General features: G+C 66.0%; 20 protein-coding genes, 1 tRNA gene and 1 riboswitch. Of the genes, 13 read left to right on the top strand and 8 right to left on the bottom strand.

The window, feature by feature from the left end; genetic code table 11:
* Positions 1-69: 69 nt before the first annotated feature.
* The 7 genes from thiD to thiC are packed head-to-tail and all read right to left on the bottom strand — an operon-like array spanning position 70 to position 6055.
* Complete coding sequence (gene thiD, locus LHL23_RS09395; RefSeq protein ID WP_226429661.1) at positions 70-774, bottom strand: bifunctional hydroxymethylpyrimidine kinase/phosphomethylpyrimidine kinase; 705 nt, start codon at positions 772-774, stop codon at positions 70-72.
* Entirely contained in the window at positions 771-1739 is a 969-nt protein-coding gene (locus LHL23_RS09400; RefSeq protein ID WP_226429662.1) for a HesA/MoeB/ThiF family protein, read from the bottom strand. Before LHL23_RS09400 ends, thiD begins: the two co-directional genes overlap by 4 nt.
* Positions 1736-2341, bottom strand: a complete 606-nt coding sequence (locus LHL23_RS09405) for a thiamine phosphate synthase (protein WP_226429663.1) — start codon at positions 2339-2341, stop codon at positions 1736-1738. Before LHL23_RS09405 ends, LHL23_RS09400 begins: the two co-directional genes overlap by 4 nt.
* Entirely contained in the window at positions 2341-3108 is a 768-nt protein-coding gene (locus LHL23_RS09410; protein ID WP_226429664.1) for a thiazole synthase, read from the bottom strand. Before LHL23_RS09410 ends, LHL23_RS09405 begins: the two co-directional genes overlap by 1 nt.
* A 1-nt stretch (position 3109) precedes the next feature.
* Positions 3110-3307: a sulfur carrier protein ThiS gene (thiS, locus tag LHL23_RS09415; RefSeq protein WP_226429665.1), complete on the bottom strand. Its 198-nt coding sequence runs from the start codon at positions 3305-3307 to the stop codon at positions 3110-3112.
* The gene (locus LHL23_RS09420) at positions 3276-4244 is read right to left on the bottom strand and encodes an FAD-dependent oxidoreductase (RefSeq protein ID WP_226429666.1); all 969 of its coding nucleotides are present in this window, start codon (positions 4242-4244) and stop codon (positions 3276-3278) included. Before LHL23_RS09420 ends, thiS begins: the two co-directional genes overlap by 32 nt.
* The gene (gene thiC, locus LHL23_RS09425; RefSeq protein ID WP_222480987.1) at positions 4241-6055 is read right to left on the bottom strand and encodes a phosphomethylpyrimidine synthase ThiC; all 1815 of its coding nucleotides are present in this window, start codon (positions 6053-6055) and stop codon (positions 4241-4243) included. Before thiC ends, LHL23_RS09420 begins: the two co-directional genes overlap by 4 nt.
* Positions 6056-6193: 138 nt before the next feature.
* Positions 6194-6322: riboswitch (TPP riboswitch) on the bottom strand.
* A 213-nt stretch (positions 6323-6535) separates the two neighbouring features.
* On the opposite strand from thiC, the gene bioB reads away from it, so the two are divergent.
* The 12 genes from bioB (at position 6536) to LHL23_RS09485 (ending at position 18927) form a co-directional block, all read left to right on the top strand.
* Positions 6536-7513, top strand: coding sequence for a biotin synthase BioB (gene bioB / locus LHL23_RS09430; protein WP_226429667.1), 978 nt, complete (start codon positions 6536-6538; stop codon positions 7511-7513).
* Positions 7513-8652 carry an 8-amino-7-oxononanoate synthase gene (locus LHL23_RS09435; protein ID WP_222480989.1) on the top strand — a complete coding sequence of 380 codons (1140 nt, stop codon included), beginning with the start codon at positions 7513-7515 and terminating at the stop codon, positions 8650-8652. Before bioB ends, LHL23_RS09435 begins: the two co-directional genes overlap by 1 nt.
* Positions 8649-9275, top strand: coding sequence for a dethiobiotin synthase (gene bioD, locus LHL23_RS09440; RefSeq protein WP_226429668.1), 627 nt, complete (start codon positions 8649-8651; stop codon positions 9273-9275). Before LHL23_RS09435 ends, bioD begins: the two co-directional genes overlap by 4 nt.
* Entirely contained in the window at positions 9272-10570 is a 1299-nt protein-coding gene (gene bioA / locus LHL23_RS09445; RefSeq protein ID WP_226429669.1) for an adenosylmethionine--8-amino-7-oxononanoate transaminase, read from the top strand. Before bioD ends, bioA begins: the two co-directional genes overlap by 4 nt.
* A 3-nt stretch (positions 10571-10573) precedes the next feature.
* The gene (locus LHL23_RS09450; protein WP_226429670.1) at positions 10574-11188 is read left to right on the top strand and encodes a pimeloyl-ACP methyl esterase BioG family protein; all 615 of its coding nucleotides are present in this window, start codon (positions 10574-10576) and stop codon (positions 11186-11188) included.
* A complete protein-coding gene (gene bioC, locus LHL23_RS09455; RefSeq protein WP_226429671.1) occupies positions 11188-11979 on the top strand; it encodes a malonyl-ACP O-methyltransferase BioC in 792 nt (263 codons plus the stop codon). Before LHL23_RS09450 ends, bioC begins: the two co-directional genes overlap by 1 nt.
* Positions 11980-12143: 164 nt before the next feature.
* Positions 12144-13112: an ABC transporter substrate-binding protein gene (locus LHL23_RS09460; protein WP_226429672.1), complete on the top strand. Its 969-nt coding sequence runs from the start codon at positions 12144-12146 to the stop codon at positions 13110-13112.
* 383 nt (positions 13113-13495) lie between these two features.
* Positions 13496-14461, top strand: coding sequence for an ABC transporter substrate-binding protein (locus LHL23_RS09465; protein WP_226429673.1), 966 nt, complete (start codon positions 13496-13498; stop codon positions 14459-14461).
* Between the two features lie 10 nt (positions 14462-14471).
* On the top strand, positions 14472-15524 hold the full coding sequence (locus tag LHL23_RS09470; RefSeq protein ID WP_222481003.1) for a quaternary amine ABC transporter ATP-binding protein: 1053 nt from the start codon (positions 14472-14474) through the stop codon (positions 15522-15524).
* Positions 15524-17560 carry an ABC transporter permease gene (locus LHL23_RS09475; RefSeq protein ID WP_226429674.1) on the top strand — a complete coding sequence of 679 codons (2037 nt, stop codon included), beginning with the start codon at positions 15524-15526 and terminating at the stop codon, positions 17558-17560. Before LHL23_RS09470 ends, LHL23_RS09475 begins: the two co-directional genes overlap by 1 nt.
* 123 nt (positions 17561-17683) lie before the next feature.
* The gene (locus LHL23_RS09480) at positions 17684-18346 is read left to right on the top strand and encodes an NnrU family protein (RefSeq protein ID WP_222481173.1); all 663 of its coding nucleotides are present in this window, start codon (positions 17684-17686) and stop codon (positions 18344-18346) included.
* A gap of 62 nt (positions 18347-18408) precedes the next feature.
* Positions 18409-18927: a DUF2478 domain-containing protein gene (locus LHL23_RS09485; protein WP_222481175.1), complete on the top strand. Its 519-nt coding sequence runs from the start codon at positions 18409-18411 to the stop codon at positions 18925-18927.
* A gap of 134 nt (positions 18928-19061) precedes the next feature.
* On the opposite strand, the gene LHL23_RS09490 is transcribed toward LHL23_RS09485, so the two are convergent.
* Positions 19062-19145 (bottom strand) — tRNA-Tyr (locus tag LHL23_RS09490).
* A 120-nt stretch (positions 19146-19265) separates the two neighbouring features.
* Between LHL23_RS09490 and rlmB the strand changes: the two genes are divergently transcribed.
* Positions 19266-20042, top strand: coding sequence for a 23S rRNA (guanosine(2251)-2'-O)-methyltransferase RlmB (gene rlmB, locus LHL23_RS09495; protein WP_226429675.1), 777 nt, complete (start codon positions 19266-19268; stop codon positions 20040-20042).
* The last annotated feature ends 80 nt before the right edge of the window (positions 20043-20122 follow it).

Genomic DNA, 20122 nt, shown 5'->3' on the forward strand with positions numbered 1-20122 from the left:
AGGGAGCCTGCCCGCGCAGCTCCGTCCTGAAACCGGCCTGAAAACCGTCTGCCTGCGACCTTGCGCCGTTCAGCGGCGCAGCCAGCGGTGGACGGCGCGCTTGGCCTTGCTGCAAGCATCCGGCAGAGCGGCGCCCTGCGCCAGATGGCAGGCGGCGGCGGTGGCAAGGCTGCATCCAGTGCCGCGTTTTGAAACCGGCAGCCGCTGCGCCGCAAGGGGAATGACAGCGCCGTCCGGAGTGAACAGCAGGTCGGTGCTCTTGGTGCCGGTGCCGTGCCCGCCCTTGACCAGCACAGCCTGCACGCCTTGGGCCAGAAGTGCCGCAGCCTTCACTTCAACTGGGCCGCCGGCGCCTGCCAGCACTTCCAGCTCCGCCAGATTGGGGGTGACCAACGCCGCGCGGCGCAGCAGGGCGCCAAACCCGTCCGCGTCCATCAGCGTGCCGCCGGAACTGGCCTTCAGAACCGGGTCCAGCACAATGGGCAGCCCGGCTGGCAGGGCAAGGTCCACAGCCTCTGCCGCCTCAGCAGAGCCAAGCATGCCGATCTTGACGGCTCCCGGCGCCGGGGCTGTTGCCAGGGCAGCGCGGACCTGATCCGCCACAGTCGTGGGCGGGCAGGGGTGAACACCCAGAACCGCCGCATCTGTCTGCACGGTGACGGCTGTCACCACCGGACGGACCGTAACGGCCAGCTCTGCGGCCATTGCCGTATCCCGTGTCAGCCCCGCACCGCCGCTGCTGTCGGTGCCGCCAATGGCCAGGATCACCGTCATGCGCTGTCCCCGGCGGCGAGCAGGGCCAGATCGCTGTACCCCGCTTGCCGCAGATCCTGCGCCGCGCCCCAGGCCCGCAGCCCGCTGCGGCAGCATAGCACGACCCGCCCTTCGCGCGGCAGACCCGCGGCGGGCAGATCCGCGCGGGCGATCCGCAGGGCCTGCGGCACCGGCAACTCAGGCGCCTCCGTGGTGTCACGCAACTCGATCACCGTGTCCTGGGCCGTGATGTGGCTGGCAGCGATGAAGGGCAAGGCATCCTCCGGCTCCTCGGCTTCGTCAAAGCGGAAGGAACTCATCTGCAGCTCTCCGAGCCGAAAAACAAACAGCTGCCCCTGCGGCGAGGGCTGATGACCCAGCAGCGCCTTCAGCGCCAGTTGCGCCTGCAGGGCGCCGACCATGCCCACCACCGGCCCCATCACACCGGCGGTTGCGCAGGTTTCGGCCTGTGCGGGCAGGTCCGGAAACACCGCCCGCAGCGACGGCGCGCCGCCGCAGAAGCCCCCGGCATAGCCCGATTGCCCCAGCGCAGAGGCCGAAATCAGCACCTTGCCCTGCCTCAGGCATTCGTCAGAGAGGATATAAGACACCGCAAAACTGTCCGCCGCATCTACCACCAGATCGGCATCCGCCACCATCTGCTCCGCGTTGGCCGCATCGAGGCGCTGGACCTGTGCTGTGACTTTCAGGTCTGAATTGGCCGCCAGCAGGTGCTGCCGGGCCGCCTCCGCCTTGGGCAAACCGATGTCCGCCATGGAATAGAGCACCTGCCGGTGCAGGTTGCTCTCCTCCACCACGTCACCATCCATCACCGTGATCCGCCCGACACCCGCGCCGCCCAGGTATTGCAGCACCGGACAGCCAAGCCCCCCGGCGCCAACCACCAAAACATGGGCGCGGGCCAGCACGTCCTGCCCCTCTGCACCGACCTCCGGCAGGATCATCTGGCGCGCATAGCGGCTCATGCGTCCTCCCGGATCCGGCAAGCCTCCACCCATTCGCGGGTGCGGGCCTCGGGGTCGGCGGCTAGCTGGATGTCCGTCACCACCGCAGCGCTGTCGGCGCCCGCGGCAAAGACCCCAGGCAGCCGTTCCGGCGTCAGCCCGCCGATGGCAACCAGCGGGACTTCGCCCGCCAACTGTTTCCAGCGCGTCACCCGCTCCAGCCCCTGCGGCCCCCATTTCATCTTCTTCAGAAGCGTCGGATAGACCGGACCCAGCGCCACATACTCCGGCCCTAAGGACAGGGCGCGGTCCAGCTCCGCCTCGTCATGGGTCGACAGGCCAAAGCGGACCCCTTTGCGGCGCAGCGCAGCAAAGTCGGCACTGTCCATATCCTCCTGCCCCAGGTGCACAAAGCTGCAGTTCAGATCCAGCGCCGCCTGCCAGTGGTCATTGACCACCAGCTGGGCATCATGCACCGCGCAAAAATCCCGCGCCCGGGCGATCTGGCGGCGCACCTCGGCCTCTGGCTTGTCCTTGATGCGCAGCTGCACCAGTTTCGCGCCTTGAGGAACCAGCAGCTCCAGACGGCCGACATGACCGACAATCAAATAAAACCGTTCCATCATGCAAACTCCGCCATTCCCAGAACCGGGGTTGAGGGCACCGCCATGTCGCGCCGCTCCATCGGGTCGGCAGCAAAGCCGGCACGGCCTGCCTCAACCGCCAGCGCCATTGCCCGGGCCATCCCGGCAGGGTCGCCGGCCTTGGCCACGGCAGTGTTCAGCAGCACCGCGTCCATGCCCAGCTCCATCGCCTGGGCCGCGTCCGAAGGGCGCCCGATGCCGGCGTCCACAATCAGCGGGACATCCGGAAAATGCGCCCGCATCGCGCGCAAGGCATCCGGGTTGCGCAGGCCCTGGCCGGAGCCGATCGGCGCGCCCCAGGGCATCAGCACTTCGCAGCCCGCCTCCAAGAGCTTCTCCCCGACCACCAGATCATCGGTGGTATAGGGGAACACCTGGAACCCCTCGCCGCACAGGATGCGCGCCGCCTCGACCAGCCCGAACACATCCGGCTGCAGCGTGTCGGAATGGCCGATCACCTCCAGCTTGATCCAAGCCGTATCGAACAGCTCCCGCGCCATTTGGGCGGTGGTCACGGCCTCCTGCACCGAATGGCAGCCGGCCGTATTGGGCAGGATGCGGCAGCCGGTTTCCCGCAGCCCCTGCCAGAAGCCCGCACCCGAGCCATCGGCGGTCTCGCGGCGCAAGGAAACGGTGAGGATCTCCGTGCCGCTGGATTTCACCGCCTCCGCCAGAACGGCGGGTGAGGGGTATTGCGCGGTGCCCAAAAGCAGGCGCGAGGTGATTTCACTTCCGTAAAGCTGCATCTCACCCTCCCTGCATCGGGGCGAGCACTTCCAGGTGGTCGCCTTCGGCCAGCTGCGTCTCCGCCCGCCGGCTGCGGGCCACAAAGCTGCCGTTCAGCGCGGTGGCAACCGCAGGGCTGGCAAACCCCAGTTCCTGCAGTGCGGCCTCCACGGTGCCGCCCGCAACCTCATGCGGTTTGGCGTTCACAATGATCTGCATGGCTATGGTCCTGACAAAATTGGGCGGCAAGTTCCTTGGCCAGTGCTGGGGCCAGAAGGAAGCCGTGGCGGTAAAGGCCGTTCACATGGGTGGTGTCGCCGCGGTGGCTGAGCCGCGGCACATTGTCGGCAAAGGCCGGGCGCAGGCCGGTGCCGGTCTCGATCACGCTGGCTTCGCCCAGCCCGGGGTGCAGGGCAAACGCGGCGCCCAGCAGTTCCAGCAGCGAACGCACGGTGATGGGCCGCCAGGAGCTGCTTTCGATCATGGTGGCACCGATCATGTAGATGCCGTCCCCGCGCGGCACCAGGTAGACGGGAATGCGCGGATGCAGCAGGCGGATGGTGCGGGTGATCCCGATGTCCGGCGCCTCGATCACCGCCATTTCGCCGCGCACCGGGCGCAGGCCCGGCAGGCTGGCTGCCATGCCGCGGCAATCGACGTCCACCTGTTCCGGGGCAGGGGTGCCATAGCGGATCTGGACCCCAAGATCCTGCACTGCACGGGTAAGGTCGCGCAGTGCCCGGCGCGGGTCGAGATGGGCTTCCTCCGCAAAGAACAGCCCCTGCTGGAACCGCCCGGCAAGGGCCGGCTCCAGCGCCGCGATCTCAGCTGCGCCCACCACGCGGTGGCTTTCAGTGCGGCGGGCAAAGCGGATGAGTTCGGCGGCGTCGCGCGGCGGCGCCACGACCAGCGTGCCGCGTTTCACCACTTCGGTCACCTGCTGCCACCAGGCGATGGCCCCGGCGCCCAGCCGCACCACCTGCGGATCGGCGGTTTCGCCCTCGCACCAGGGCGCGAGCATGCCGCCCGCGAACCAGGAGCAGGGGTTATTGTCCGGCGCATCCCCGGCCTCGTAGATGGTCACCGCCAGCCCCCGGCGGGCAAGCTCATAGGCGCTGGCGAGGCCGGCCACGCCGGCCCCTGCGATGGTGATCATTCCGCCGGCTCCGCAGCCTCGGCGGCAGGCACATACAGCTCGCCGCCCTCGCGGAACTTGGCGGCCATTGCCTCCATGCCCTCTTTCTGCGCCTCGGAGCGGATGTCGTGGCTGATCCGCATGGAGCAGAATTTCGGCCCGCACATGGAGCAGAAATGGGCAACCTTGTGGGCCTGTTTCGGCAGGGTCTGGTCGTGGAACTCGCGCGCGGTGTCCGGATCCAGCGACAGGTTGAACTGATCTTCCCAGCGGAATTCGAACCGGGCGCGGGACAGGGCATCGTCGCGGCGCTGCGCCCCCGGCAGCCCCTTGGCGAGGTCGGCGGCATGGGCCGCGATCTTGTAGGTGATAACCCCGGTCTTCACGTCGTCGCGGTCGGGCAGGCCCAGGTGCTCCTTCGGCGTCACGTAGCACAGCATCGCGCAGCCGAACCAGCCGATCATCGCCGCGCCGATACCGCTGGTGATGTGGTCATAGCCTGGCGCGATATCGGTGGTCAGCGGCCCCAGCGTATAGAACGGCGCCTCGTGGCAGCACTCCAGCTGCTTGTCCATGTTCTCCTTGATCTTGTGCATGGCGACATGGCCCGGCCCTTCGATCATCACCTGGCAGTCCTTGGCCCAGGCGATCTTGGTCAGCTCACCCAGGGTTTCCAATTCGGCAAACTGCGCTTCGTCATTGGCGTCCGCGATGGAGCCGGGGCGCAGCCCGTCGCCAAGCGAGAAGGAGACGTCATACTGGCGGCAGATGTCGCAGATTTCCTCGAAATGCTCATAGAGGAAGCTCTCCTTGTGGTGATGCAGGCACCACTTGGCCATGATCGACCCGCCGCGCGAGACGATCCCCGTCACCCGATTCACCGTCATCGGCACCATGTGCAGCCGCACGCCCGCATGGATGGTGAAGTAATCGACGCCCTGTTCCGCCTGTTCGATCAGCGTGTCGCGGAACACTTCCCAGGTCAGGTCCTCGGCGATGCCGTTCACCTTCTCCAGCGCCTGGTAGATCGGCACCGTGCCGATCGGCACGGGGGAGTTGCGCACGATCCATTCACGGGTGTTGTGAATGTTGCGCCCCGTGGACAGGTCCATCACCGTGTCGGCGCCCCAGCGGATCGCCCAGACCAGCTTGTCGACTTCTTCCTCCATCGAGGAGGTGACGGCAGAGGTGCCCATATTGGCGTTGATCTTCACCTTGAAATTGCGGCCGATGATCATCGGCTCGATTTCCGGGTGGTTGATGTTGGCGGGGATGATGGCACGGCCTGCAGCGATTTCCTGGCGCACGAATTCCGGGGTCACGTAATCCGGGATGTTGGCGCCGAAGTCATTGCCATCGCGGTTCGCGTGGCAGGGCGACAGCTCGCGCAGCTGGTTTTCGCGGATCGCCACGAACTCCATCTCCGGCGTGATGATGCCCGCACGGGCATAGGCCAGTTGGGTCGGCGCCTTGCCGTCCTTGCCGCGCAGGGGGGCGGGCTTCACCGGGAACTCAGGCGTCAGCCGGTCGCCTTCGACAAAGCCGTTATCCTCCGGCTTCACATCGCGGCCCTGATAGCTCTCGACATCGCCGCGCGCCTCGATCCACTGGCGGCGCAGCTGCGGCAGGCCCTGACGGATGTCGGTCAGCACATCGGGGTCGGTGTAGGGGCCGGAGCTGTCATAGACCGGCAGCGGCGCCTCGCCCGCGGTGGGGTGGGTGGAGATCTCGCGCATCGGCACGCGGATGTCCTCATGGACCTCGCCGCTGACGTAGATCTTGCGCGATGCGGGCAATGCGCCCGTGGTGATCTTGGGGTTGGGGACGTTCATCTGGTGTTCCTCCGGGCCTTCGGTTCAAAAACACCAATTGAGCCGGGACGGAGGAAAACGGGCAGGGGGGTGTACAGCCGGTGTACGGCCGGTGCACGCATGCTGCCTGTTCGAAACACGGGTTGCCGCCGGGGGCGCCGCGCCATGCTTCTAGCTTCCTACGCCAGTATCAACTGGGTCAGGTTCAAAGGGTCGCGCCGCCGGTCCGGGATGCCCCGTACCATGACGCCTCTCAGTCCCTTGGGCGGGACTCCCCTGCGTGCCTATAGGGCTAGGGGAGGTGCGGGGTTTGCGTCAACCGGAATCTTTGTAGATTATTTTTTGCCATTAATATCAGTTCTGTATTGGCCTAATTGGCGCGGTATTGGGGCAAATCGCTGCAGCGCAGCTTTGATGCTTGATCGGGGGCGGTAAAATTATCTATAAAAACCGGAAACGCCATCCGCGCATGGCCAACAGGTATAGAGAACAGGAGACAGCATGCTGGACGCTGCGCCCATCCGCACCGACTGGACCCGCGAGGAAGCGGAAGCGATTTACAACAAGCCTTTCATGGACTTGCTGTTTCAGGCGCACACCGTGCACCGGCAGTATTTCGATCCCAACCAGGTGCAGAAATCCAAGCTCCTCAGCATCAAGACCGGCGGTTGCGCCGAGGACTGCGCCTATTGCTCCCAGTCGGCCCGCAACGGCGCGCAGCTCTCGGCCTCCAAGCTGATCGAGGTGCAGCGCGTGATCGCCGAGGCCAAAAAAGCCAAGGAAGGCGGCGCGACCCGTTACTGCATGGGCGCCGCCTGGCGTTCGCCCAAGGACCGCGACATGGCGGCGCTGGAGGCGATGGTGCAGGGGGTCAAGGACCTGGGCATGGAAACCTGCATGACCCTGGGCATGCTGGACGAGGAACAGGTGTTCCGCCTGCGCGACGCCGGTCTCGACTACTATAACCACAACATCGACACCTCGGAGCGCTACTACTCCGAAATCATCACCACCCGCACCTTTGCCGACCGTATCGACACCCTGAACCGGGTGCGCGAGGCGGGCATCAAGGTCTGCTCCGGCGGCATCGTCGGCATGGGGGAAAAGCAGCTCGACCGTATCGACATGATGCTGGCGCTGGCCACGCTGGAGGTGCACCCGGATTCGGTGCCGGTCAACATGCTGATCCCGATCGCCGACACGCCGCTGGCCGATGTCGAGAAGCTGGACCCGATCGAATTCGTCCGCTCGGTGGCGCTGGCCCGCATCCTAATGCCGAAATCGCATGTGCGCCTGTCCGCGGGCCGCACAGATATGTCGGACGAGATGCAGGCGATGTGCTTCTTTGCCGGTGCCAACTCGATCTTTGTGGGCGACACGCTGCTGACCGCGGACAACCCCGAAGAGGACAAGGACCAGCAGCTGTTCGACCGTCTGGGCATCACCGCGATGGCGGCAGGCTGCGACGGCAGCCGCTAATGGCGGGCGCCTTCCCGAGGCATGAGAAATCGCTGGAAGCGCTGCGCACGCGCGGGCGCTACCGGCAGCTGATGCCGCGGGACGGGTATGACTTTGCCTCCAACGACTACCTCGGGCTGGCGGGCAGCGATGTGCTGCGCGCGGCCGCCGCAGACGCGCTGGCGCGCGGGGTGCCGGTGGGGGCGGGCGGCTCGCGCCTCTTGCGCGGCAATGACGCGGAACACCAGCGTCTGGAAGCTGAGGCGGCTGAATTCTTCGGCACTGAGGCCGCGTTGTTCATGGGTGGCGGTTTCAACGCCAATCAGGCGATCTTCTCCACCCTGCCGCAGCAGGGCGATCTGGTGCTCTATGATGCGCTGATCCATGCCAGCACCCATGACGGGATGCGGCTGGGCCGGGCAGAGACCCGCAGCTTTGCACACAGCGATGCGGAGGACGCGGCACGGGTGCTGAAGGACTGGCGCTCGTCAGGCGGTTCAGGCCAGGTCTGGATCGCGGTTGAGGCGGTCTACTCCATGGATGGAGACCTCGCCCCGCTGGAGGCGCTGTTGGCGCTGGCGGATGCAGAGGGCGCCGTGCTGGTGGTGGATGAGGCGCATTCTTCCGGCGTGTTCGGCGACCTGGGCTGCGGGCTGGCGCATGAAATCGCCCGCCGCCCCAACGTTCTTTCCTTACACACCTGCGGCAAGGCGCTGGGCGCCTCGGGCGCGTTGATCTGCGGTCAGCGGGTGCTGATCGAGACGCTGATCAACAAGGCGCGCGGGTTCATCTTTGCCACCGCGCCGTCGCCGCTGAACGCGGCGCTGGTGCGGGCGGCCTTGCAGGAACTTCAGCAGAACCCGGGCCGCCGCGAACAGGCGTGGCAGGGAATTACCCATGCGCAAGGCGAGGCCAAGCGTCTGTGCGGGCTGGAAGGGTTCCAAAGCCAGATCCTGCCGGTGGTGATCGGCGATGACAAGCGCACCATGGCGCTGGCTTCGCGGATGCAAGGCCATGGTTATGACATCCGCGGCATCCGCCCGCCGACAGTGCCGCGCGGCACCTCGCGGCTGCGGCTGTCGATCACGTTGAACACGGGGGCAGAGGTCATCACCCAGATGTTCGAAGACCTCGCCCGGGAAATGGAGACAACCCCATGAACGCGCTGATCGTGACCGGAACCGATACCGGCATCGGCAAGACCATCTTCTCGGCCGGCCTGGTGCAGGCGCTGGGCGCCACCTATTGGAAGCCGGTGCAATCGGGGCTGGAGGACGAGACCGACAGCCAGACCGTGGCCCGCCTGTCGGGCCGCCCGGCGCTGCCGGAAGGCTATCTGCTGCAGCTGCCCGCCTCGCCGCATCTGTCGGCAGAGGCCGAAGGCGTGGAGATCGACCCGGATGCGCTGCCCTTGCCCGAGGTTGACGGCGTGCTGGTGGCCGAAGGCGCAGGCGGGCTGATGGTGCCGCTGAACCGCAAGGTGCTGTATCTCGACCTGGTTGCCCGCTGGGGCGCGCCGGTGATCCTCTGCGCCCGGACCCAGCTGGGCACGATCAACCACACGCTGCTGTCGCTGAAAGCGCTGCGCGATGCAAGCTGCCCGGTGATCGGCGTGGCCTTCATCGGCGACGCGGAACCGGCGGTGGAGGAAACCATCTGCCAATTCGGCCAGGTGGCGCACCTGGGACGGTTGCCGGTGCTGGGCGAGCTGACCTCTGACGCGCTGGCCGTGGCCTTTCAGGCCAGCATCCGGGTGGATCTGATCAAGGAGGCGCTGTCATGAGTGCCGCAGACCTCACCCAGCTGGAGTTTGATCAGCAGCATCTCTGGCATCCCTACACCAATGTCGCCAAGCCCGGCCCGACCTTCGTGGTGAAGGAAAGCGAAGGCATGTACATCACCCTGGACGACGGCACCCGGCTGATCGACGCCATGTCGTCCTGGTGGTGCATGATGCACGGCCACAAGAACCCGGCGATCACCAAGGCAATCCACGACCAGCTCGACACCCTGCCGCATGTGATGTTCGGCGGGCTGACCCATGATCCGGCCATCGACCTGGGCCGCAAGCTCTTGGAGATCACACCCGATAGCCTTACCCGCATCTTCTATTGCGACAGCGGTTCGGTCTCGGTCGAGGTGGCGATGAAGATGGCGGTGCAGTATCAGCACGCCATCGGCCAGGCGGGGCGCAAGGAATTTGCCACCATCCGCTCCGGCTATCACGGCGACACCTGGAAGGCGATGAGCGTCTGCGACCCGGATACCGGCATGCACCACCTGTTCCAGGGCGCGCTGAGCGTGCAGCACTTCGTCTCCCGCCCGCCGGTCCGCATTCATCAGGACTGGAATGACGACCCGGCGCAGAACGGCCTGGGCGAGCTGCGGGCAGTGCTGGAGGCCAACGCCGAGAGGATCGCCGCCTTCATCCTGGAGCCCGTGGTGCAGGGCACCGGCGGGATGTATTTCTATCACCCCGAATATCTCAATCAGGCGCGCGCGCTCTGTGATGAACTGGGCATCCTCCTGATCTTCGACGAGATCGCCACCGGCTTCGGCCGCACGGGGGAGCTGTTCGCAACCAATTTCTGCAGTGTCGAGCCGGACATCATCTGCCTCGGCAAGGGGCTGACCGGCGGCCATATCTCCTTCGCCTGCACCATGACCAACGACCGCGTGGCGGAGGGCATCGGCGGCGGCAACCCCGGGCTGTTCATGCACGGGCCGACCTATATGGGCAACCCGCTGGCCTGTGCCGCGGCCAAGGCGTCGCTGGACCTGCTCACAGGGCAGGACTGGCGCGGCACGGTGGCGGCAATCGGCGAACAGATGCAGGCCGAACTGGCCCCGGCCCGCGACCTGCCCAACGTGGCGGACGTGCGGGTGCTGGGCGCCATCGGCGTCATCGAGATGAAGCACCGCGTCTCAGCCGACGAGGCGCATGCCCGGGCGCATGAAATGGGCGTGTTTCTGCGCCCGTTCGGCACCAACATCTACACGATGCCGCCCTTCATCACGGCGCCGGAGCAGCTGAGCGAGATCACCGCAGGCATGCTGCGGCTGGCGCGGGAGCTGTAGAAAATGGAGTTCCGCTGGCTCAAACAGGACAGTGCAGCCGAGGCCATCGTGGTCTTCGGCGGCTGGGCTGTGGGGCCGGAGGTGTTCTGGCACCTGGATGGCCCGCAGGACGTTCTGTTTGCTAGTGATTACACGCGTCTGGACGCGGAGCTGCCGGACCTGTCCGGTTACGGGCGGGTCAGCCTGCTGGCCTGGTCGTTCGGCGTCGCCTCATATGCCCATTGGCAGCAGGGGCGCCCCGACCCCTTTGCCCGCAAAGTGGCAGTAAACGGCAGCCTGCAGCCGGTGAATCGCAGCGCGGGCATTCCGCCCGCCGTGTTCCGCCGCACCGTGGAGACCCTGAGCCTCGAAAGCTATCAGCAGTTCCTGGCCCGCGTGTTCGGCGCCCCGCAAGAGGCCGAGGCGCTGGACGTGGAGGCGCGGCGGGCCGAGCTGCTGGCGGTTGAGCGCCGCGGAGACGCGCCGCAGATGCGGTTCAGCCGGGTCTGGATCAGCTCCGGCGACAAGATTTTTCCGCCCGCCAATCTGGCCCGCGCCTGGGCCGGGCAGAACGTGTCGCATCTGGATGCGCCGCATGCGCCGTTTGACCGGTTTGCCCAGTGGGAGGAGCTGTTCTGATGAAGGATATGCAGCCCCCGCATCTGGATCAGTCCCGCGTGCGCCAGAGTTTTCGGCGCGGGCTGGAGAGTTATCACGGCTCGGCCTCCGTGCAGGCGGATATTGCCGGCCAGCTGGCCGCGATGCTGCAGCAGCAAGGCGCGCCGCGGCGCTTCGCCAGCGTCCTGGAGTTCGGGTGCGGCACCGGCCATCTGACGCGGCAGCTGCTGCAGCGGTTCCAGGCGGACAGCCTGAGCCTGAATGACCTGGTGCCGGAAGCCGCACAGGTGCTGCAGGCGCTGGATGGCACAGCCCCGGCGCAGGCCCGGTTCGCGGGCGGCCCGATCGAAATCCTGCCGCTGCCGCAAGAGCTGGATCTGATCGCCTCTGCCTCTACCGTGCAGTGGATCCCGGATTTGGCCGGCTTGGCCGCGCGGCTGGCAGCGCATCTGAAACCGGGCGGCTGGCTGGCGCTCTCAGGCTTCGGCCGCGGCCAGTTCCGCGAGCTTGCGGCGCTGGGTTCCGCCGCTGCGGCCCCCAGCTATCTGGACGCGGATGAATGGCCGGCGGTCCTGCCGCACGGCATGGAAATCCTTCAGATTACACAGCGCCCGGTGGTGCTGGAGTTCAGCTCTGCTATGCACTTGCTGAAGCACCTGCGCCAGACCGGTGTGAACGGCCATGCCCAGCAAAACTGGAGCCGCCGGCGCCTGAGGGAGTTCGAAGAGGCTTACCGAGCGCGTTTCGGCCGCAACGGCATTCTGCCGCTGACCTATGATCCTGTGCTGCTGGTGGCCCGCAAGGCCGCCTGAGCAGAGCCAGCGCGCTTTGCGCAAGTTTTAGGTTTTTTCCTGTCCGGCCGGGCTGCGGTTCCGGGGCGGCGTTAATCTTTGTCAACTCCCGCCTGCTATCCCGGGTCCCGGAGCTGCGCCGAGGCGCGGCGCGTGGGACGACTGGCAGTACGGGAGTTGCGCCAATGAAATTCAATGTTTTTGCCGCGGCATTGGCGGCGCTGGCGGTTTCGGGGGCCGCCGAAGCAGCTGATATGGGGGATACCGGTACGCCGATCCGTCTGTCGCTGAACAACTGGACGGGCCAGCACCTGTCGACCTACATCGCCGGCGGCATGCTGGAGGAGGCGGGCTATACCGTCGAATATGTCGAGGCCGACCTGAACGACCTGTACGGTGAAATCGCCACCGGCGACGTGCATGCGATGGTGGAGATCTGGACCAGCAGCGACCCTGCAGAATATTTCGATCTGGTGGATGAAGGGCGGCTGGAAAACCTGGGCGACATGGGGCTGGACGCGCGCAACGGCGTGGTGTTTCCGCCTTACGTGGCGCAGATGTGCCCCGGCCTGCCCAACTGGGAGGCGCTGCGCGACTGCGCCGGCATCTTCTCAGTGGATGGCAAGGGCAAGCGCGGCATCTACCTGGCCTACCCGGAATCCTGGGGCTCGCCCGGCGCCGACCGGATCCGTGCGCTGGAGCTGCCGTTCGACGTGGTCGCGGCCGAGTCGGAGGCGGCGATGATCGAGGCCTTCCAGACGGCCTACCGCGAGAAGCGTCCGGTGATCTCCACCTTCTGGGCGCCGCACTGGGCAATGTCCTCTTATGCGCTGCAGTTCGTGCGCCTGCCCAAGCCGGAGCCCGCCTGTTACACCGATCCGTCCTGGGGGCCGAACCCCAAGGCCACCGGCGACTGCGATTTCTACCGCGGCGGCGTGGTCAAGGCGAGCTGGCCGGGGCTCAAGGACCGCTGGCCTGCCGCCTACGAGATCCTGAAGAACTACCAGCTGAGCATCTGGGATCAGCAGCCGCTGATCGGGCTGGTCGATGTCCGCGGCGAAACCCCGCGGGGCGCCGCCCGCGGCTGGCTGGCAGTGAACCGCGCCAAATGGATGCCGGTCGTCGAGGAGGCCACCGGCAAGGGCCGCTCCTGACCCCGGCAATCCGTGCAGTATTCCGAACCGGCGCCTCCGCAATGCGGGGGCGCTTTCTTATTCGCGGCAGGCGGCCTGCAGCTGCCGGCGCCGCCGCGCAGCCCCGGGCGGGGCGGGAGCGGGTGATTCCAGAACTTGTCTGTTTGCACAAAATCTTAAACCGTCAATCAAAATATTTCGCCTTTTGTGCCGCATTCACTCGACAAACTGTCGCAATATGTTCCAATACTTGCATTATCCCCGGCCACACTTGGGTCATGGGTGCCTGCCGCAAATAACAACACTGGCCGCAAGGCCGGGCAGGCGCCATGAACCGCCGGGTTCCAAAAGACGCGCCAGGCCGGAAAACAGGCCGCGCAAGCACAACGACAGGGAGTATTGAGATGAACATCAAGGGATATGCGCTGGCGCTGGGCGCCGCAACAATGACGGTTGCCGCGGGCATCGCCTCCGCCGCCGAACTGGGCGACACCGGCAAGCCGATCAAGCTGGCGGTGAATGAATGGACCGGCCAGCATGTGACCACCCACATCGCTGGCGAGATGCTCAAGGCCGCGGGCTACGACGTTGAATATGTCTCTGCCGGGATGATGAACCAGTTCCAGGCGATTGCCGATGGCGACATCCACGCGACGCTGGAAATCTGGTCTTCCAACGTGTCCGACGAATACGCCAAGAAGGTCGAGGAAGGCACCGTCGTCGAGCTTGGCGATCTGGAGCTGAACGCCCGCGAAGGCATCGCCTATCCGGCGCATGTGGCCGAGATCTGCCCCGGCCTGCCGGCCTGGGAGGCGCTGAAGGACTGCGCCGCGCAATTCGCCACCGCCGAAACCCTGCCCGAAGGCCGCCTGGTTGATTATCCAGCCGACTGGGGCACCCCGGGCGCCGACCGCATGACCGGCCTGGCGCTGCCGTTCAAGGCTGTGCCTGCCGGTTCCGAGGCGGCGCTGATCGTTGAGCTGCGCGCAGCCACCGAACGCAAGACGCCGCTTTTGATCACCTTCTGGCAGCCGCATTGGGCGATGTCGGCTTATGACGTGAAATTCGTCGACCTGCCGCCGGGCGAGGATGCCTGCTTCTCCGATCCGGCCTGGGGCCCGAACCCCGATGCGGTGAACGACTGCGACTTCTCTCCCTCGCGCATCTTCAAGGCCGCCTGGTCCGGCACCGCGGAAACCTGGCCTGCGGCGTTTGAGATCCTGTCGAACTACACCCTGGCTGTTGAGGACCAGCAGCCGATGATGGGCGCGATCGATGTGGACGGCGGCAAGGTCGAAGAGGTGGTTGCTGAATGGATGGCCGCCAACGAGGACAAGTGGCGCCCGGTTGTCGACGCCGCAATCAACTGAGCCCAGCCCAGTGAGCGGCTCAGAGACGCCTGCCATCACCTGCCGGAATGTCTGGCAGGTGTTTGGCAACAACGCAGACAGCGCCCTGAAAGAGGCGCTGTCGCGGCACGAAACACCCGAAGCGGCTGCCCAGGAACTGCGCGGCAAAGGGCTGATCCCGGCGGTGCAGGACGCCTCCTTTGACGTGAAGGAGGGGGAGCTGTTTGTGATCATGGGGCTGTCGGGTTCCGGCAAGTCGACCCTGATCCGCTGCATCTCGCATCTGCTGCACGCCACCGGCGGCGAAATCCGCATCGACGGCGAGAATATCGTCGAGGCCAGCCCTAAGCGCCTGATCGAGCTGCGCCGCAAGAAGCTGGGCATGGTGTTCCAGCACTTCGGCCTGTTCCCGCATATGACCGTGGCCGAAAATGTCGCCTACCCGCTGCGGGTGCAGGGCGTGAAAAAGAAACAGCGGCTGGCCAAGGCGCAGGAGGTGATCGAGCTGGTCGGCCTCGGCGGGCGCGAAAAGAATTTCCCGCGTGAACTTTCAGGCGGCCAGCGCCAGCGCGTCGGCATTGCCCGCTCACTGGTGGCCGACTGCTCGGTCTGGTTCCTGGATGAGCCGTTCTCGGCGCTGGACCCGCTGATCCGGCGGCAGCTGCAGGATGAGTTCCTGGAGATCCAGGCCAAGCTCAGGACCACCATCGTTTTCATCACCCATGACATCAACGAGGCGCTGAAACTGGCTGATCGGATCGCCATCATGCGCGACGGCAAGGTGGTGCAGATCGGCACGCCTGCTGATATCGTGCTGCGCCCGGTCGATGACTACGTGCGCGAGTTCTCCAAGGATGTGGCCAAGGGCCAGCACGCGCATGTGTCCTCGGTGATGCAGCCGGGCGAACACCATGTCTACGGCGCCGACGATCCCGGCCTGCGCCAGGATATGACGCTGGATGCAGCCCTTGCGCGCTGCATGGAGCTGTACGAACCGGTGCCGGTCCGCACGGATGACGGCAAGCTGGTCGGCGTGGTGAACCCTGCAGACCTCGCTGCCGCGCTGCAGGTGGAGCAGGGCTGATGGCGTCTCTCTCAAAAGGCTCGATTGCGGCGCTGATCGCGGCCGTGGTGGGCGCCCTGTGCCTGCTGCTGGAAAGCAGCCTGCCGTGGCTGGTGAAATTCCCCGCCGCCTGGGTGCTGCCCGCCACCGACTGGGTCGGGGCCGCCATGGAATGGTTCCTGGCGCTGATCAAACCCGCCGCGCGCAGTTTCTCGGCGCTGATGTTCTATCCGATGGAAGCGGCGAACTACGTGCTGAGCCACACGCCCTGGCCGCTGGTCATCTGCGCCACCGCGGCGCTGGCCTGGACCCTGGGCGGGGTGCGGATGGCGCTGATGGCCGTTGTGGGTTTGGGCTTTGTGCTGGCGTCGGGGTACTGGCCCGAAAGCATGAACACTCTGGCGCTGGTTGCCGTCTCGGTTCCCTTGGCGCTGATCATCGGCGGCGGCATCGGCATCCTCGCCAATGAATACCCCAAGATCCGCCAGCCGGTGCAGGCGGTGCTCGACATCATGCAGACGGTGCCGACCTTTGCCTACCTCACGCCGTTGCTGGTGCTGTTCGGCTTTGGTCCTGTGGTCGGCCTCATCGCCTCCGCCATCTACGCAGCGCCGCCGATGGCGCGCAATGTGCTCCTTGGCCTCGAACGGGTGGAGCCTGAAATCAAGGAAGCCGCCATCATGGCCGGCGGCACCCGCTTGCAGCAGCTGTTCCAGTGCGAGATCCCCTCCGCCGGGCAGCAGATCATGGTGGGCGTCAACCAATGCCTGATGGCGGCGCTGTCGATGGTGATCATCGCGGCCGTAATCGGCGGCTTTGACGACATCGGCTGGGAGGTCCTCCTGACCATGCGCAAGGCCCAGTTCGGCCAGAGCCTGCTGGCGGGCCTGGTGATCGTGATCTTCGCGATCCTGATCGACCGGATGAGCGGCACGCTGACCCAGGACCGGCGCGACAAGCACGATGTGCGCGTTGCCTGGGGCATCCTGGCGCTGGGCGTCTTGGTCAGCGCGGCCTTCTGGGGCAGCGTTCAGCAGCCCGGCAACTACGGCTTGTTCAACCCGGTGGCGGACAGTGTCGACCGGGGGCTGTCGTCCTTTACCAGTGCCAATGCGGAGTTCCTGACCGCGCTCAAGAACAACGTGCTGTTCTATGTGCTGCTGCCGATGCGGATCGGGCTGGATCAGGCGGTACTGCCCTTCACCTGGGGCTTTTCCTGGACTCCGATGATGAGCCTGGGGCTGTTCGCCGCGGGCGCCGCTGCCGGAGTTGTTTTCGCCTTGCGCGGCCAGATGGCGCTGGGGGTCATGCTGCTGATCGCCGCGGGGATGCTGGAAACCGGCATATCGCAACTGCCCTGGCCCTTTGTGCTTGTAGGGGCGGGCGCGCTGGCCTGGGTCGCGGGCGGGCGCGGGCTGGCCATCCTGACGGTGGTGCTCTTGGGCACCATCCTGCTCTCCGGCCTGTGGGAGCGGGCGCTTCTGTCGCTCTATCTGTCCGGTGCAGCGGTCTTTGCCTGTGCGGTGATGGGCGGGGCTATCGGCCTGGCCTCCGCCGTGTCGCCCGGTGTCTGGCGCGTGGTGCGTCCGATCTGCGACATGCTGCAGACCATTCCGCTGTTCGTGTTCCTGATCCCGGTGCTGATGGTGTTCCAGATCGGCGAGTTCTCCGCCTTCCTGGCGATCATCGCCTATGCCATCGTGCCGATGATCCGCTACACGCGGCACGGGCTGGTCTCGACGCCGGAGGAGATGATCGAGGCCGCAACCGCCTCTGGTGCAACCAGATGGCAGATGCTCAAGGACATCCGTGCGCCCTATGCGGCGCCGTCGATCCTGCTGGGGCTCAATCAGACCATTCTCTATGCCTTTGCGATGCTGGTCATTGCGGCGCTGATCGGCACCACCGGCCTTGGCCAGTCGATCTATCTGGCGCTGGGGCAGGCGGATGTGGGGCTGGGCATCTCGGCTGGCGCGGCGATGGCGATCCTTGCCCTGATCGCCGACCGCATGGTGCAGGGTTTTGCAGAGGAGCGGCGCAAGGCCCTGGGTTTGTGAACCTCTGGCATAACGATGAAAAGGGCGCCCGCGCGGCGCCCTTTTTTGATTTGGGGCAACGTTATACACTGCCCGCCCGCCTATAGCTGCACAGAAGACTGATCTATGACCGGAGAGACCCCGATGGGCTGGCTTGAATTCACTGCTGCGCTGCTCTTGTTCCTGGCCAGCCACGCCATCCCTGTACGCCCGCCGGTGCGGCCCTGGCTGGTCAGCCGCCTGGGCCTGCGCGGCTATATCATCGCCTACAGCCTGCTGTCGCTGGCTATCCTGGCCTGGCTGGTCGTGGCCGCCGCCCGCGCGCCTTATGTCGGCGTGCTGCCCTATTGGGAGGGCTTCCGCTGGGTGCCGCTGCTGGTGATGCCGCTGGCCTGCCTGCTGGCGGTGGCGGGCATGATGCGGCAGAATCCGTTCAGCTTTGGCGGCCTGGGGCTGCGCGCCTTTGATCCGGCGGATCCCGGCATCCTGGCTGTCAGCCGCCACCCGCTGCTGGCGGCGATGGCGCTCTGGGCCGGGGCGCATCTGCTGGCAAACGGCGACCTGGCGCATGTGATTCTGTTCGGCCTCTTTGCGGGCTTTGCCTGGATGGGCATGGCGCTGATCGACAAGCGCAAGCAGCGCCAGATGGGGCAGGGCGAATGGCGCCGCCTCAGCCGCAACACCGCGCGGCTGAACCTTGCCCGGCTGCGGCCCTCGGGCAGCGAGGCCGCGCTGGCCGCGGCAGTGTTCCTGGCTCTTCTGCTTCTGCACGCCCCCGTCATCGGCTACCAACCGCTGCCCTGGTAGGGGTTGACCCCGGCGCCCGCATGACCACCTATGAAACGACACGAGACTGGAGAATACAACCGATGCACCTGGCCTATGTGATGACCGAAGAACGCGGTGCCACTGACCGTTTGCTGAGCGAACTGGCCGAACGGCTGCAGGCCAAAGGCATCCGCCTGGCCGGCATCGTGCAGACCAATGTGGAATGCTACGACAAGGAGCTATGCGACATGGATGTGCGGGTGCTGCCGGACGGCGAGACCATCCGCATTTCGCAATCCCTGGGCGCCGGCGCCCGCGGCTGCCGCCTGAACCCGGAGGCGCTGGAACAGGCGGTCGGGCAGGTCTCTGCCACCCTGCAGTCGGACCCGGCGCCGCAGCTGATGATCGTCAACAAATTCGGCAAGCACGAGGCCGAGGGGCGCGGCATGCGGCCCATCATCGGCGAGGCGCTGGCGCTGGGCATCCCGGTGATTTCCGGCGTCAACAAGATGAACGTGGAGCCGTTCCAGGCCTTTGCCGACGGCATGGCTGTTGCGGCGGGCCCTGATCTGGATGCGCTGGCCGAATGGGCGGAGCAGGCCGTGGCCGAGACTGCCTGACCAAAACTTTGCCGTTTGAAATCAAAGGAAAGGCCCGCGAAGTTCACGCGGGCTTTTTTTGCCGTGCTGCGCAGCGCGCGGCTTGTCCAGCCTGCTGCTGAACCACCTTCGTCTAGTCTGAAAAAAAGAGAAGATGGTGGGCGACCCTGGAATCGAACCAGGCGTGCGTCTCCGCGAGGGAGTTACAGTCCCCTGCCACACCTTGCGGCCTGTCGCCCACTGTCAGTTGCTTGTTGCACCTGATGTGGAGGCGTGATTACAAGCAGGCCAAACGGGCGTCAACCGGAAAAACGCAAGTTTTTCGCGCGCCCCGCAAATTCTTTCTGCCGGAGAGCAAAATGTCCAAGAAACCCAAATGGGTCGTCGAAAAAGAACAGGCCAAACGGGCCGCCGCAGCGGAAACCGTATGGCTGTTCGGGCTGCATGCGGTGCGCGATGCGCTGCTCAATCCCAAGCGCGAAAAACTGCGCCTGATGGTGACCATGAACGCGCAGGCGAAGCTCGCCGATGCCATTGCAGAGTCCGGCATCGAGGCAGAGGTCATCGACCCGCGCAAGTTCAACCCGCCGATCGACCCGCAGTCGGTGCACCAGGGCGCGGCGCTGGAGGTGAAGCCGCTGAACTGGGGCGGGCTGGCCGAAAACTGCATCGGGGCTGAGGCGCCGCGGGTGCTGTTGCTGGACCGGGTCACCGACCCGCATAATGTCGGCGCGATCCTGCGCTCGGCCGAGGTGCTGGGCGCCAGCGCGGTGATCGGCACCCGCCATCACTCGGCACCTGAAACCGGGGCGCTGGCCAAGACCGCCAGCGGCGCACTGGAGCGCCAGCCCTATCTGCGGATGCGCAACCTGGCCGACACCATCACTGAACTGCAGAACATGGGTTTTATCGTGCTGGGTCTGGATGGCGAGGCCGATCAGACCATCGAATCCGCGCTGGAAGGCAAGCAGCACCTGCCGGTGGCGCTGGTGCTGGGGGCCGAGGGGCCCGGCCTGCGCCAGAAGACCAAGGAAACCGTGGACGCGCTGGTCAAGATCGACGCCGCGGGCGGCTTTGGCTCGCTCAATGTCTCCAACGCAGCCGCCATCGCGCTTTATGCCTCGATAGCGCGCTAGGGGCCTGTGCGAACCGTCACAGCGCGATCACATCTGCGTATGCTCTCTTTGCAAGCCCAGCCCGGTGCGGCAGAGTCGGA

The organism is Leisingera sp. McT4-56 (genome assembly GCF_020514995.1).
In the GTDB taxonomy this organism is placed as follows: Bacteria; Pseudomonadota; Alphaproteobacteria; order Rhodobacterales; family Rhodobacteraceae; genus Leisingera; species Leisingera aquaemixtae_A.

Bases quoted from the DNA above. Each gene is read 5' to 3' on its own strand.
- LHL23_RS09410 (WP_226429664.1), bottom strand. From the start codon at position 3,108: ATGCAGCTTTACGGAAGTGAAATCACCTCGCGCCTGCTTTTGGGCACC.
- LHL23_RS09475 (WP_226429674.1), top strand. From the start codon at position 15,524: ATGGCGTCTCTCTCAAAAGGCTCGATTGCGGCGCTGATCGCGGCCGTG.
- LHL23_RS09485 (WP_222481175.1), top strand. From the start codon at position 18,409: ATGCACCTGGCCTATGTGATGACCGAAGAACGCGGTGCCACTGACCGT.
- thiS (WP_226429665.1), bottom strand. From the start codon at position 3,307: ATGCAGATCATTGTGAACGCCAAACCGCATGAGGTTGCGGGCGGCACC.
- bioD (WP_226429668.1), top strand. From the start codon at position 8,649: ATGAACGCGCTGATCGTGACCGGAACCGATACCGGCATCGGCAAGACC.
- LHL23_RS09460 (WP_226429672.1), top strand. From the start codon at position 12,144: ATGAAATTCAATGTTTTTGCCGCGGCATTGGCGGCGCTGGCGGTTTCG.
- LHL23_RS09450 (WP_226429670.1), top strand. From the start codon at position 10,574: ATGGAGTTCCGCTGGCTCAAACAGGACAGTGCAGCCGAGGCCATCGTG.
- LHL23_RS09400 (WP_226429662.1), bottom strand. From the start codon at position 1,739: ATGAGCCGCTATGCGCGCCAGATGATCCTGCCGGAGGTCGGTGCAGAG.
- LHL23_RS09465 (WP_226429673.1), top strand. From the start codon at position 13,496: ATGAACATCAAGGGATATGCGCTGGCGCTGGGCGCCGCAACAATGACG.
- LHL23_RS09420 (WP_226429666.1), bottom strand. From the start codon at position 4,244: ATGATCACCATCGCAGGGGCCGGCGTGGCCGGCCTCGCCAGCGCCTAT.
- thiD (WP_226429661.1), bottom strand. From the start codon at position 774: ATGACGGTGATCCTGGCCATTGGCGGCACCGACAGCAGCGGCGGTGCG.
- bioC (WP_226429671.1), top strand. From the start codon at position 11,188: ATGAAGGATATGCAGCCCCCGCATCTGGATCAGTCCCGCGTGCGCCAG.
- LHL23_RS09435 (WP_222480989.1), top strand. From the start codon at position 7,513: ATGGCGGGCGCCTTCCCGAGGCATGAGAAATCGCTGGAAGCGCTGCGC.
- thiC (WP_222480987.1), bottom strand. From the start codon at position 6,055: ATGAACGTCCCCAACCCCAAGATCACCACGGGCGCATTGCCCGCATCG.
- LHL23_RS09480 (WP_222481173.1), top strand. From the start codon at position 17,684: ATGGGCTGGCTTGAATTCACTGCTGCGCTGCTCTTGTTCCTGGCCAGC.
- rlmB (WP_226429675.1), top strand. From the start codon at position 19,266: ATGTCCAAGAAACCCAAATGGGTCGTCGAAAAAGAACAGGCCAAACGG.
- bioA (WP_226429669.1), top strand. From the start codon at position 9,272: ATGAGTGCCGCAGACCTCACCCAGCTGGAGTTTGATCAGCAGCATCTC.
- bioB (WP_226429667.1), top strand. From the start codon at position 6,536: ATGCTGGACGCTGCGCCCATCCGCACCGACTGGACCCGCGAGGAAGCG.
- LHL23_RS09405 (WP_226429663.1), bottom strand. From the start codon at position 2,341: ATGGAACGGTTTTATTTGATTGTCGGTCATGTCGGCCGTCTGGAGCTG.